The sequence below is a fragment of the Arthrobacter pityocampae genome (genome assembly GCF_002927275.1).
In the GTDB taxonomy this organism is placed as follows: domain Bacteria; phylum Actinomycetota; class Actinomycetes; order Actinomycetales; family Micrococcaceae; genus Arthrobacter_D; species Arthrobacter_D pityocampae.
Genome location: NZ_PRKW01000002.1, coordinates 248,559 through 261,697 on the forward strand (window position 1 = coordinate 248,559; position 13,139 = coordinate 261,697).

9 protein-coding genes are annotated in these 13,139 nt (G+C 69.7%); 5 read left to right on the forward strand and 4 right to left on the reverse strand.

The features are described 5' to 3' along the window. Positions 1 to 5 precede the first annotated feature (5 nt). From C4K88_RS05050 to C4K88_RS05060, 3 genes are all read left to right on the forward strand, one after another. Positions 6 to 2,549 carry a DEAD/DEAH box helicase gene (locus tag C4K88_RS05050; protein ID WP_104120540.1) on the forward strand — a complete coding sequence of 848 codons (2,544 nt, stop codon included), beginning with the start codon at positions 6 to 8 and terminating at the stop codon, positions 2,547 to 2,549. 41 nt (positions 2,550 to 2,590) lie between these two features. Then, entirely contained in the window at positions 2,591 to 3,067 is a 477-nt protein-coding gene (locus C4K88_RS05055) for a GNAT family N-acetyltransferase (protein ID WP_104120541.1), read from the forward strand. A 68-nt stretch (positions 3,068 to 3,135) separates the two neighbouring features. Beyond that, on the forward strand, positions 3,136 to 4,413 hold the full coding sequence (locus C4K88_RS05060; RefSeq protein WP_104120805.1) for an alpha/beta fold hydrolase: 1,278 nt from the start codon (positions 3,136 to 3,138) through the stop codon (positions 4,411 to 4,413). Between the two features lie 99 nt (positions 4,414 to 4,512). On the opposite strand, the gene C4K88_RS05065 is transcribed toward C4K88_RS05060, so the two are convergent. Beyond that, complete coding sequence (locus C4K88_RS05065) at positions 4,513 to 5,166, reverse strand: class I SAM-dependent methyltransferase (protein ID WP_206604348.1); 654 nt, start codon at positions 5,164 to 5,166, stop codon at positions 4,513 to 4,515. Between the two features lie 113 nt (positions 5,167 to 5,279). Between C4K88_RS05065 and C4K88_RS05070 the strand changes: the two genes are divergently transcribed. After that, positions 5,280 to 6,755 (forward strand): dihydrolipoyl dehydrogenase family protein, encoded by a 1,476-nt coding sequence (locus C4K88_RS05070; protein ID WP_104120542.1) that lies wholly within the window; start codon positions 5,280 to 5,282, stop codon positions 6,753 to 6,755. Positions 6,756 to 6,839: 84 nt separating this feature from the next. Here C4K88_RS05070 and C4K88_RS05075 read toward each other — a convergent pair whose 3' ends face one another. The 3 genes from C4K88_RS05075 to coaE form a co-directional block, all read right to left on the reverse strand. Next, a complete protein-coding gene (locus C4K88_RS05075; protein WP_104120543.1) occupies positions 6,840 to 7,934 on the reverse strand; it encodes a TerC family protein in 1,095 nt (364 codons plus the stop codon). Positions 7,935 to 8,184: 250 nt separating this feature from the next. Next, on the reverse strand, positions 8,185 to 10,260 hold the full coding sequence (uvrB, locus tag C4K88_RS05080) for an excinuclease ABC subunit UvrB (RefSeq protein WP_104120544.1): 2,076 nt from the start codon (positions 10,258 to 10,260) through the stop codon (positions 8,185 to 8,187). A 78-nt stretch (positions 10,261 to 10,338) separates the two neighbouring features. Continuing rightward, on the reverse strand, positions 10,339 to 11,334 hold the full coding sequence (gene coaE, locus C4K88_RS05085; protein WP_104120545.1) for a dephospho-CoA kinase: 996 nt from the start codon (positions 11,332 to 11,334) through the stop codon (positions 10,339 to 10,341). 123 nt (positions 11,335 to 11,457) lie between these two features. Here coaE and C4K88_RS05090 point away from each other — a divergent pair, with 123 nt between their 5' ends. Next, positions 11,458 to 13,125, forward strand: coding sequence for a RecQ family ATP-dependent DNA helicase (locus C4K88_RS05090; RefSeq protein WP_241521713.1), 1,668 nt, complete (start codon positions 11,458 to 11,460; stop codon positions 13,123 to 13,125). Positions 13,126 to 13,139: the final 14 nt, after the last annotated feature.

The following is a 13,139-nucleotide window of genomic DNA, read 5'->3' on the forward strand; positions in this document are numbered from 1 at the left end:
GGACCATGACCATCCAAGAGCACCTCCCCCGGCACGACGACGGCCGACTTCCCGCGGACGCGGTCTACGAGGCCTTCACCGGCTGGGCGGCGGGCCGGGGTCTCACCCTCTACCCGGCGCAGGACGAGGCGGCGATGGAGCTCGTCTCGGGCAGCAACGTCATCCTGGCGACGCCCACCGGCTCGGGGAAATCCCTCGTCGCGATCGCCGCCCACCTGAAGTCCTTCGCCGAGGGCCGCACCAGCTACTACACCGCCCCGATCAAGGCCCTCGTCTCCGAGAAGTTCTTCGCGCTCTGCGACATCTTCGGGCCGGAGAACGTCGGCATGATCACGGGTGATTCGGGCGTGAACCAGGACGCGCCGATCATCTGCTGCACCGCGGAGATCCTCGCCAACATCGCCCTGCGGGAGGGCGCCCAGGCGGACGTCGACACGGTGGTCATGGACGAGTTCCACTTCTACTCGGACCCGCAGCGCGGCTGGGCCTGGCAGGTGCCGCTCCTCGAGCTGCCGCAGGCCCAGTTCCTCCTCATGTCCGCGACCCTCGGCGACGTCACGCGCTTCGAGAAGGACCTCACCGAGCGCACCGGCCGGGCCACGGCCACCGTCACGTCCGTGGAGCGGCCCATCCCCCTCCACTTCTACTACGTCGAGACGCCCGTCCAGGAGTCCCTCGAGGAGCTGCTGGCCACGCGGCAGGCCCCCGTCTACGTGGTGCACTTCAGCCAGGCCGAGGCGATCGAGCGCGCCCAGAACCTCATGAGCGTCAACGTCTGCACGCGCGAGGAGAAGGACCGCATCGCCGAGCTCATCGCGACGTTCCGGTTCTCCGCCGGCTTCGGGAAGACCCTCAACCGGCTGGTGCGCCACGGCATCGGCGTGCACCACGCCGGGATGCTGCCCAAGTACCGGCGCCTCGTCGAGCAGCTCGCCCAGGCCGGTCTGCTCAAGGTCATCTGCGGCACCGACACCCTCGGCGTGGGTATCAACGTGCCCATCCGCACCGTGCTCCTGACCGCCCTCAGCAAGTACGACGGCGTCCGCACGCGCCTGCTCAACGCCCGGGAGTTCCACCAGATCTCCGGGCGTGCCGGCCGCGCGGGCTACGACACGGCGGGCACCGTCGTCGTCCAGGCGCCGGAGCACGTGGTGGAGAACGCCAAAGCGATGGCGAAGGCCGTGTCCAAGTTCGGCGACGACCAGAAGAAGCTGCGCCAGGTGGTGCGGAAGAAGCCCCAGCAGGGCTTCGTCTCCTGGGGGAAGCCCACCTACGAGCGGCTCGTGGAGAGCGTCCCGGACCCCCTGACGTCGTCGTTCTCCGTCAGCCACTCCATGCTCCTGAACCTCCTCGAACGGCCCGGCGACCCCTTCACGGCCGCCAAGCGGCTCCTGACCGAGAACCACGAGACGCGGGCGTCCCAGCTCCGGCTCATGCGCCGCGCCATCGGGATCTACCGCGAGCTCGTCACAGCCGGCATCGTCGAGAAGCTCCCCGAGCCCGAGCCGGACGGCCGCCGGGTGCGGCTCAAAGTGCACCTGCAGGCCAACTTCGCCCTCAACCAGCCGCTCTCCCCGTTCGCGATGGCGAGCCTGGAGCTGCTCGACCCGGAGGCGCCGGGCTACGCGCTCGACGTCGTCTCGGTCATCGAGGCCACACTCGAGAAGCCCCGCCAGGTGCTCAACGCGCAGGAGAAGAAGGCCCGCGGGGAGGCGGTGGCCGCGATGAAGGCGGAGGGCATCGACTACGACGCCCGGATGGCCCGCCTCGAGGAGGTCAGCTACCCGAAGCCCCTCGAGGAACTGCTGCAGCAGGCCTTCGACGTGTACCGGGCGTCCGCGCCGTGGCTCGGCGACTTCGAGCTGGCCCCGAAGTCCGTGGTGCGGGACATGTACGAGCGGGCCATGAGCTTCGGCGAGTACGTCGCGTTCTACTCCCTCACCCGGTCCGAGGGGATCCTCCTGCGCTACCTCGCCGACTGCTACAAGGCGCTGCGCCACACCGTCCCCGTCGAGGCGCTGCGCGAGGACCTCAGCGACATCCTCGAATGGCTCGGCGAACTGGTTCGCCAGGTGGACAGCAGCCTCCTCGACGAGTGGACGCAGCTGACCGCCGGCCTCACGCCGGCCGCCGCGACGGACACGGTCGACCTGCCGGAGGAGCCGCCATCGGTCACCTCGAACGAGCGAGCCTTCCGCGTCATGGTCCGCAACGAGATGTTCCAGCGGGTCAAGCTCTTCGCCGACGAGCAGGACGCCGCGCTCGGCACGCTCGACGCCGACTCCGGCTGGACCGCGGACCGCTGGGCGGAGGCCCTGGACGGCTACTTCGGGGACTACGAGGACATCGACGACGGCCCCGACGCGCGCGGCCCGAACCTCCTGCTCATCACGAAGACGGCCACGGCGTGGAAGGTGCGGCAGATCCTGAAGGACCCGGAGGGCAACAACGACTGGGGCATCAACGCGGAGATCGACCTCGCGGCGTCCGACGAGGCCGGCAGCCCGGTGGTGAGGATCCTCGGCGTCGGGGGCCCTGCGGCCGCCTGACCTGGCCACACCAGGCCTGGCTCCTTGACTAGGCTGGAGGCATGACTACCATTCGGGAAGCACGGCCGGCAGACGTTCCGGTCATCCTCCAGCTCATCCACGACCTCGCCCTCTACGAGCGTGAGCCGGACGCCGTCCGGAACACCGCCGGCTCGCTCGACGCGGCCCTGTTCGGGGACCGGCCCACCATCTACGCCCACGTGGCGGAGGACCGGGGCGAGGTCCAGGGCTTCGCCCTCTGGTTCCTGAACTACTCCACCTGGGAGGGCGTCAACGGCATCTACCTCGAGGACCTCTACGTCCGGCCCGAGGCCCGCGGCGCCGGCCACGGGAAGGCCCTCCTCGCGAACCTCGCCCGGATCGCCACCGAGCGCGGCTACGCCCGCGTGGAATGGTCGGTGCTCAACTGGAACGAGCCGTCCATCCGCTTCTACGAGAACCTCGGCGCGGCGGCGCAGTCCGAGTGGAGCACCTTCCGGCTCACCGGCGACGCGCTCGCCGACGTCGCCGCCCTGTGACCGGGCCGACCGTCGCACCGGACACGGCCGATCACGCCGCCGATCACGGTGTCGGCCGCACCACCGTGATGCGCGGCCTACGCGCCACGAGCCACCTGTTCCGCGTCCCGCTCGACCACGCTGACCCGGACTCCGCCCGCATCGAGGTGTTCGCCCGCGAATACTCCTCCACCGAGCACAGCGACGACGCCGTGGCCCGGCTTCCCTGGCTCCTGTTCCTGCAGGGCGGCCCCGGCGGCCGGGGCGTGCGCATCACCCAGCTCTCGGGCTGGATGAAGGCCGCGGCCCGGGACTTCCGTATCCTCATGCTGGACCAGCGCGGCACCGGTCTGTCGACGCCGGCCGATGCCGCGACCCTCGATGACCTGCCGTCCCCGCAGGCGCAGGCCGACTACCTCGCCCACTTCCGCGCGGACTCGATCGTCGACGACGCCGAGCTCATCCGCCGTCGGCTGGGCAGCGGGCCGTGGACGGTCTTCGGGCAGAGCTACGGCGGCTTCTGCACGCTCACCTACCTCTCCCGGGCGCCGGAGGGCGTCGATCGCGCCCTGATCACCGGGGGTCTCGCACCCCTGGCGGGCTCGCCGGACCAGGTATACCGGGCGACGTTCACGCGCGTCGGAGAACGCAACGCCGAATACTTCGGGTGGTACCCGGAGGACCGCGACCGCGTGACGCGCATCGCCCGCCATCTGGACCGGGTGGCGGAGTTCCTCCCGAGCGGCGAGCGGCTCACGGTGCGGCGGTTCCAGATGATCGGCTCCTTCCTGGGCGGCAACACGCGCGTGCACGCCCTCCACTACCTGCTGGAGGACGCGTTCACGACGACGGTGGACGGCCCCCGCCTGTCGGCGGCGTTCCTCGAGCAGGTCCACGCCGTCGTGAGCCGGGCGTCGCAGCCGCTGTACGCGCTGCTGCACGAATCGATCTACTGCCAGGGGCTCCCCTCGTCGTGGTCCGCCGCCCGCGTCCTCGAGGAGTACCCGTGGTTCAGGGACGACGCCGCCGAGGTCCTCCTGACGGGGGAGATGGTCTACCCGTGGTACTTCGAGGAGGACCCGGCGCTCCGGCCGCTGCGGGCGGTCGCCGACGTCCTCGCGGAGAAGGCCGACTGGGGGCCGCTGTACGACGCGGACGTCCTGGCGACGAACACCGTGCCCGCCGCCGCCGCCGTGTACCGCCACGACATCTACGTGGATCGGGACCTCTCGCTGGCGACGGCGGCGTGCGTGCGGAACCTGGAGGTGTGGGAGACGGACGAGTTCCACCACGACGGCATCGCCGACGACGGCGAGGCGATCTTCGAGCGGCTGCTCGCGATGACGCGGCGCGGGCCGGCGGCGTAGGACACCGGACCGCGCCACCCGGGTCGGCGGCCGTCCTGGACCACGGCACGCCCCCGGGGGATCACAGGGCTCACAGGGGTCCACGGGGTGAACCGGTCGTCACGGCCGCCGGCGGCCGGTCCGCACCTGGAGGTGCCCGCCCCGGGCGGCTGCTCCGGTGACCTGGGTACAGTCCCGCTCCAGTCCCTGCCAGGGCTGGACCGTGATGTCTGCGCCTCCGAGCCGGCACGCGACGCGGGCCAGGGCGGTCATCCCGGGGATGCGGCTTGCCGGGTCCTGCATGTCCACCACGCAGAGGGAACCCGACGGTGCGGTGAGGTCCTTCATGGTCTCCCACGCCGCCTCCCACGGTTTCATGAGCGACAGTGCGTAGGTCGCCAGGGTGGCATCGGAGAGGTCCTTCCCTCCCCGGGAGGCGATGGAGGCGCTGAGCGACGCGGCCGAGGAGGTGGTTGCATCGGCCTGCAGCAGGATGATGTTGCTCCAGCCGCGTCGGTCCGCCTTCCGCCGGGCCTGGGCGAGCATCTCCGCGCTGCGGTCGATCCCGACGATGGTCCCGCTGGGCCCTATCCGGTCCTGCAGGTGCGCGAAGTTCAGTCCCGTACCGCAGGCGAGGTCGAGGACCTGATGACCCGGCTCGAGGTCCAGGGACCGTATCCCGAGGACACGGCCCGCGCGGTACACGGGGAACTCACCGGACAGCAGATCGTAGAACGGGGCGAAGCGACTGTATTTTTCCGCGATCGGAACCACTCCACAGGACGTAGGTGCCACGAATAGCACGTGAGCGATCAGCTTAGGCCCCCGGCGAGCACCACGGAGCACCGGGATGGGGCACCACGTCGACGAAAGGTTGAGCCGGCACCATGAGAACCAGCAACGACGTGATCGATCTTCTGGTGGTCGGCGGCGGTACGGCGGGGATCGTCGGAGCCACGACGGCGTCCCGTCTCGGGGCGAGCGTAGTCCTGGTGGAGCGGGACCGCACGGGCGGCGACTGCCTGTGGACCGGATGTGTGCCGTCCAAGACGCTGCTCGCCGCCGCGGCGGGCGCATCCGGCCCGGCCGGGGCGGCCGGACCCGCGTCGGGGGGATCGGATTTCTCGACGGTCAGGGAACGGATCGCGGACGCGATCTCCCGGATCGAGCCCGAGGATTCACCCGCCGCCCTGACAGCGGCAGGCGTGACCGTCCGCCACGGTGCTGCCCGTTTCACCGGGCCCGGCCGAGCAGAGATCGACGGCGACGTCGTCCGCTTCCGTCAGGCACTCGTCGCCACCGGAGGTGAGCCCGTCCTTCCGCTGATTCCCGGCCTGGACGCGGCGCCCGTCGTCACATCCGAGACCGTCTGGGACCTGACCGAGCTGCCGCGGCGCCTGGTGATCATCGGCGGAGGACCGATCGCCTGCGAGTTGGGGCAGGCTTTCGCCCGACTGGGCGCGGGGGTCGTGATGCTCGTCAGCTCACGGATCCTTCCCCGGGAGGATCCCGACGCCGTCGACGTCGTCCGCGCCGGTCTGGCTCGGGACGGCGTGCACATCATCGAGGGCGTCACGGTGGAGGGGGTGACCACCTCCGCGGACGGCGGACCGGAAGCCGTGAGTCGCGTCCAGATCGATGACGGCAGGACCTTCGCTGCGGACACCATTCTTGTAGCAGCGGGGCGGAAACCCCGCACCGACGGGCTGGGTCTGGAGTCCCTCGGCGTCGACCTCGACGAGCAGGGACACGTGCGGGTGGACGCCATGATGCGGACGTCGAGCCCGATGATCTGGGCGGCGGGTGATGTGACCCAGAACCCGGACTTCACGCACCTGGCCGGCGTGCACGCGAGCACGGCGGTGTCCAACGCCGTCCTGGGCGTCCGCGGATCCGTCAGCAGGACGGTGCCCCGGGTCACCTACACGTCCCCCGAGGTCGCGGCCGTAGGCATCACGAGGCCCGAGACCTCCCACCATCGGGTGCGCACGATCGAGCATGCGCACGCGGATCGTGCGATCACCGAGGACCGGATCGCCGGCTTCACCCGGTTGATCATCGACCGGCGCGGCCGGATCCTGGGCGGAACCGTCGTCGGCCCGAGGGCGGGGGAAACCGTCGGCGAGTTGGCCCTCGCGGTCCACCAGAAGCTGACGACCCGCGACCTGGCCGGGGTGACCCACGCCTATCCGACCTACAACGATGCCCTGTGGCAGGCCGCCATCGCCGACGCCTACACGACCCTCGACAGGCCGCTGGTCCGCTCGGCACTGACCACGCTCGTGCGCCTGACCCGGTGGCGGGTGTCCCGGGCCTCCCGCCATCACGGGACCGACATCGCGCCCACCCGCTCCAGGCTGTAGCACCGCCCTGGGACCACGAGGGACCCCGCACGCAGCGTGCGGGGTCCCTCGTGTGTCCTGCGGTGTGCTGCGTCGGCGTGAAGCCTAGCGGCGGGGTTCCTTGACGTCGGCCTCGTCGGCGGCCTCGACGAGTCCGGGATCGACGGCGGGCGTGCTCGACGCGTCGTCCCCGGTCCCGTCCGTGGGCCCGTCCTCGGCCTTGTCCTGGCCGGTGGCGTCGGAGCGGATGAGGCTGGCGATCACGGCGACGACGATGGTGGCCACGATCACGGCCAGCGACACGAAGGTCGGGATCTCGGGGGCCCACTCGATGTGCTCGCCGCCGTTGATGAACGGCAGTTCGTTGACGTGCATCGCGTGCAGGATCAGCTTGATGCCGATGAACGCGAGGATCACGGACAGCGCGTGCTTGAGGTAGATGAGGCGCGTCATCAGCCCGCCGAGCAGGAAGTAGAGCTGGCGCAGGCCCATGAGCGCGAAGATGTTCGCGGTGAACACGATGAACGCGCTCTGCGTCAGGCCGAAGATCGCGGGGATGGAGTCGACGGCGAACAGGAGGTCGGTCAGGCCGATCGTCACGAAGACGATCAGCATGGGCGTGAAGACCTTCTTGCCGTTGACCACCGTGCGGATCTTGTTGCCGTCGTAGGAGTCCGACATCGGCAGGACCGTGCGGAGCTTCGCGATGAGCTTGTTGTCGCCGGCCTCTTCCTCGTCCTCACCCGAATCGGTGGCCTGCTTGTACGCGGTGTAGAGGAGGAACGCGCCGAAGATGAAGAAGATCCAGCTGAAGTTCTCGATCACGGCCGCGCCGAGGGCGATGAAGATCCCGCGGAGTACCAGGGCGATGATGATGCCCACCATGAGGACCTCCTGCTGGTACTTCCTGGGTACCGAGAAGCGCGCCATGATGATGATGAAGACGAAGAGGTTGTCGATGCTGAGGCTGTATTCGGTGATCCAGCCTGCCACGAACTGGCCGCCGTACTCCGGCCCCGTGAAGACGAACATCAGGGCCGCGAACACCAGCGCGAGACCCACGTAGAACGCGACCCAGAGTCCCGCTTCCTTCATCGATGGTTCGTGCGGCCGCTTGACGACGAGCAGCAGATCGAAGAGCAGGACCAGGCCGAGCACGATGAACGTGCCGACCTCGAACGCTACGGGCAATGCGGGCATGTAATACCTTCCGGGGGTGCTGTGGATCGCCGTGAGTCTCTCCGCCGCCGGATCGAGCCGGTCGGCTGCTACGCCCGGCGGGGCAACTGTGCCCCGCGTGCTGACGTCCGTAGCGCTTAGGGATACTCCCCCACGTCGGGACCATGCTACCCGTCGGGAAAGGAAGCCGACGAACTATCCGCCGTCGTTTTCCTCCCCTTTCTTGACGCGGTGCCGGCCTGCGAGGCCGGCGCCGGTGAACGGCCTGCCCTCAGGCGTGGCCTGCGGACTGCATCTGCCGCAGTTCCTTCTTCAGGTCGCTGACCTCGTCGCGCAGCCGGCCGGCCAGTTCGAACTGGAGCTCGGCTGCGGCAGCGTGCATCTGGTCCGTGAGCTGCTGGATCAGATCCGTGAGATCCTCGGCAGGCACGGAGGCCAGGCCCTCGTGCCGCTTGGCGCCCTTCTTGGGCTTCCGGGACTTGCCGGCCTCCTCGAGCAGTGCGCGCGTGTCGGCGTCCTCACGGTTGATGGTGTCCGTGATGTCCGCGATGCGCTTCCGGAGCGGGGTGGGATCGATGCCGTGCTCCAGGTTGTGGGCCACCTGGATCTCGCGCCGCCGGTTGGTCTCGTCGATCGCCCGCTCCATGGAGTCCGTGATGCGGTCCGCGTACATGTGCACCTCACCGGACACGTTGCGTGCCGCGCGGCCGATCGTCTGGATGAGCGACGTCGCGCTCCGGAGGAAGCCCTCCTTGTCCGCGTCGAGGATGCTGACCAGTGACACCTCGGGAAGGTCGAGCCCCTCACGCAGCAGGTTGATGCCGACCAGGACGTCGAAGGTGCCCATCCGCAGTTCCCGCAGCAGCTCCACCCGGCGCAGCGTGTCGACGTCGGAGTGGAGGTACTCGACCTTCACCCCGTGCTCGAGCAGGTACCCGGTGAGGTCCTCGGCCATGCGCTTGGTGAGGGTGGTGACCAGGACGCGCTCGTTGATCGCCACGCGCTTGCGGATCTCGTCCAGCAGGTCGTCGATCTGCCCCTTGGTCGGCTTGACGACCACCTCGGGGTCGATGAGGCCCGTGGGGCGGATGATCTGCTGCACGAAGCCGTCGGCCTTGCCCAGCTCGTACTTGCCGGGCGTGGCGGACAGGTAGACCGTCTGCCCGATGCGGTCTTGGAACTCGTCCCACTTCAGCGGGCGGTTGTCCATGGCGGAGGGCAGGCGGAACCCGTGGTCCACGAGGGTCCGCTTCCGGGAGGAGTCCCCCTCGTACATGGCTCCGATCTGCGGGATGGTCACGTGCGACTCGTCGACGACGAGGAGGAAATCGTCGGGGAAATAGTCGAGCAGGCAGTGGGGCGCGGACGCGGGATCGCGGCCGTCGATGTGCCGCGAGTAGTTCTCGATGCCGTTGCAGAAGCCCATCTGCGCCATCATCTCGAGGTCGTAGGTGACCCGCATGCGGAGGCGCTGGGCCTCGACGAGCTTGTTCTGCGACTCGAGTTCCGCCAGGCGCTGCTGCAGCTCGTCCTCGATGTCCTTGATCGCCCGCGTCATGCGGTCCTCACCGGCCACGTAGTGGGAGGCGGGGAAGACGTACATCTCCTCCTCCTCCCGGATGACGTTCCCGGTGAGCGGGTCGAGGGTGTAGATGTTCTCCACCTCGTCCCCGAAGAACTCGATCCGCAGGGCGTGCTCCTCGTACATGGGGATGATCTCGACGGTGTCGCCGCGCACCCGGAACGTGCCGCGGTGGAAGTCCATGTCGTTCCGCGTGTACTGCATGCCCACGAACTGGCGCAGCAGGGCGTCGCGGTTCATCTGGTCACCGCGCCGCAGGGTGACCATCTTGTTGATGTACTCCTCGGGCGTGCCGAGGCCGTAGATGCAGGAGACGGTCGCGACGACGATGACGTCGCGGCGCGTCAGCAGTGCGTTGGTCGCGGAGTGCCGGAGGCGTTCGACCTCCTCGTTGATGGAGGAGTCCTTCTCGATGAAGGTGTCCGTCTGCGGGACGTAGGCCTCGGGCTGGTAGTAGTCGTAGTAGGAGACGAAGTACTCGACGGCGTTGTTGGGCAGCAGCTCCCGGAACTCGTTGGCGAGCTGCGCGGCAAGCGTCTTGTTCTGCACCATGACCAGCGTGGGGCGCTGCACCTGCTCGATCAGCCAGGCGGTCGTGGCGCTCTTGCCGGTGCCCGTGGCGCCGAGCAGGACGACATCCTTCTCGCCCGCGTTGATCCGCGCGGACAGTTCCTTGATGGCGGTGGGCTGGTCGCCGGCCGGCGTGTACTCGCTGATGACCTCGAACGGGGCGACCACACGCTTGATTTCCTGCGCAAGACTCATGGTTCAACGGTAGTCCCTGCCACCGACACTTCCCCGTCGGTTTGCTGGCGGCTGAAAGCCCCGGCGCCGTCCGGAACCTCAGGCGGACGCCGGCTCCGGGACGACCGTCACCGTGACGTCGACGGCCGGGTCGGCCGCCCGGTGGGACGCCGTCGACGGTGTGCCTCCGGCACCCGTGGGGCCGTCGGGCGGGAAGCCTGCCCGGGTGACGGCGTCCGACGCCGCGGCGGGGTCCGCGGCAGGGGGAACGACGACGCGGACGGCCGCGCGCACCCGGTCCTCCCGCACGTCGTCCCGTGCGTCCTCGCGCACGGCCCCCGGTGCCCCCTGCGGCCCTTCCTCCGGCAGCACGCGGCAGCCGGGCGGCAGGACGGCGTCCAGTTTCGCCCGGACACGATCCAGGAGTCCGAGCGTGCCGGCGAGGCCCGCCGTCGGACGCGCGACGCCCCGGTCCGCCGGCCGTCCTCCCGCGAGGTTGTCGCGGTACGGCACGATGCGTGTCTCCCACAGGGTGTCCGTGGCGGCGAGGAGCTCCTCGACCCCGCGGTCATTGACGAGCACGGCGTCCGCGGCACGCAGCCGGTCGTGCCGTGACGCCTGAGCCGCGATGCGCCGCTCGGCGTCAGCCCGCTCCATGCCGCGCCGGTCCACCATCCGGTCGATCCGCAGGGTGTCCGGGGCGTCGACGACCACGACGAGGTGGAACCGCGGGGCCTGGCCGGTCTCGACCAGGAGGGGGATGTCCTCGACGACGACGGCGCCCTCCGGCGCTCCGCCGATGAGGGCCGCGGCCGCAGCCCCGACGCGCGGATGCACGATGGCGTTGAGGCGCTCGCGGGCCGCCGCGTCGGCGAAGACGAGCCGCCCGAGGGCGGGCCGGTCGAGCGAGCCGTCCGCGTCGAGGATCTCAGGGCCGAAGGCGGCCACGACGGCGGCGAGCCCGTCCGATCCCGGCGCGACGGCGGCACGCGCCAGGACGTCCGAGTCCACGAGCACCGCCCCCCGGTCCGCGAGGCGGCGGGCCACCACCGACTTCCCGGCGGCGATGCCCCCTGTCAGTCCGATACGCAGCATGAGCCCACCCTAGTGCGCGCCCCGTCCGGGGCTGTCAAGACTCCCCCACGTCCGGGCTGCCGCCGGAGGAAATGTCGGAGGACCCTCATACGCTAAGCCCACTTACATTGTTCGAGGAGGACCGTGACCATCACCCTGCAGGACCTTCAGGAAACCGCCGCCGCCACGTTCGGCTGGGACGATCTTCGCCCCGGCCAGGAGGAGGCCATGAGCGCGGTCCTCGCGGGCCACAGCGTCCTCTGCGTCATGCCGACCGGCTCCGGCAAGTCGGCCATCTACCAGGTACCCGCCATGGCGCTCCCGGGCATCGCCCTCGTCGTCTCCCCGCTCATCGCCCTGCAGCACGACCAGGCGGCGTCGATCAACGAGCACACGGGCGCCACCCGCGCCCGCGTCATCAACTCGGGCCTGACCACGGGCGAGGTGGAGGAGGCCTGGTCCGCCGCGTCCGAGGACGAGGCGACCCGGGCGAAGTTCCTGTTCCTCGCCCCGGAGCAGATCGCCCGGGACGACGTCGCCGCGCGGCTGAAGTCCCTCGACATCTCCCTCGTGGTGGTCGACGAAGCGCACTGCGTCTCGTCGTGGGGGCATGACTTCCGGCCCGACTACCTGCAGCTCGGGCATCTCCTGCGGGAGCTGGGCGCGCCCGTCGTCGCGCTGACCGCCACGGCGTCGCACCCCGTGCAGAACGAGATCATGGACCGGTTGCGGCTGGTGGACCCGGTGGTCCTCGTGGAGGGCTTCGACCGCCCGAATCTCTTCCTGGACGCTGTGCACCACGTGGAGGAGGAGGACAAGCTGCGCGCCGTGCGGGAGCAGGTCCTCGGGCTCACCGGGCCCGGGCTCGTGTACGTCGCGACGAAGAAGGCCGCGGACGGGCTCTCGGCCGAACTGCAGGAGAAGGGACTGCGCGCGGAGTCCTATCATGCCGGGAAACTCAGGCAGGAGCGGGAGGTGGTCCACCAGGGTTTCCTCGATGGCACGATCGACGTCGTGGTGGCGACCACGGCCTTCGGCATGGGCATCGACAAGCCTGACGTGCGGTATGTGGTCCACGCGGACATCTCGGATTCGCTGGACAGCTACTACCAGGAGATCGGCCGCGGCGGGCGCGACGGGCTCGAGGCGCGGGCGATCCTGCACTACCGCCCGGAGGACCTGTCCCTGCGCCGCTTCTTCGCCGCGAGATCCGTGAACCGCACGCAGCTGCGTGACCTGTTCGTGCTCATCGCAGCCCGGACCAAGCCGGTGAAGATCAAGAAGCTGAAGGAGCTCTCGGGCCTGTCCCCTCGGAAGCTGACCGGACTCCTCAATCTGCTCGAGGCGTCGGAGTGCATCGTGGAGGGAGCGAAGGGGTACCGCGCGCGGAAGATGACCGCCGCGGACGCGGTGGCGCGCGGGGTGGAGCAGGCGGAGATCCGGGAGCGGATCGACCAGTCCCGTGTCGAGATGGCGAGACGCTATGCCGAGACGCGAGGCTGCCGGCGGCAGTTCCTGCTCGGCTACTTCGGGGAGGAGCTCGCCGAGCCCTGCGGCAACTGCGGGAACTGTACCCGCCGCGAGTCCGCCGAAGGTCCGTCAGAGGCGGACGCCGTGCCGCCGGCGGAGGCCGGGACCGTTCCGTTCGACGTCGACAGCTCCGTGGATCATCCCGAGTGGGGCGCCGGCACGGTGATGGGGTACGACGAGGGCGTCATCACCGTCCTGTTCGATTCGGAGGGCTACAAGACGCTGTCGGTCGAGCTGGTCCTCGACAGGAAGCTGCTCACAGCACTCCCGGGCGCACGGTAGTGCCGCCGGCCCGA

Excerpts from the sequence above, each read along its gene's own strand:
- C4K88_RS05050 (WP_104120540.1), top strand. The coding sequence starts at position 6 with ATGACCATCCAAGAGCACCTCCCCCGGCACGACGACGGCCGACTTCCC.
- C4K88_RS05055 (WP_104120541.1), top strand. The coding sequence starts at position 2,591 with ATGACTACCATTCGGGAAGCACGGCCGGCAGACGTTCCGGTCATCCTC.
- C4K88_RS05060 (WP_104120805.1), top strand. The coding sequence starts at position 3,136 with ATGCGCGGCCTACGCGCCACGAGCCACCTGTTCCGCGTCCCGCTCGAC.
- C4K88_RS05070 (WP_104120542.1), top strand. The coding sequence starts at position 5,280 with ATGAGAACCAGCAACGACGTGATCGATCTTCTGGTGGTCGGCGGCGGT.
- C4K88_RS05075 (WP_104120543.1), bottom strand. The coding sequence starts at position 7,934 with ATGCCCGCATTGCCCGTAGCGTTCGAGGTCGGCACGTTCATCGTGCTC.
- uvrB (WP_104120544.1), bottom strand. The coding sequence starts at position 10,260 with ATGAGTCTTGCGCAGGAAATCAAGCGTGTGGTCGCCCCGTTCGAGGTC.
- coaE (WP_104120545.1), bottom strand. The coding sequence starts at position 11,334 with ATGCTGCGTATCGGACTGACAGGGGGCATCGCCGCCGGGAAGTCGGTG.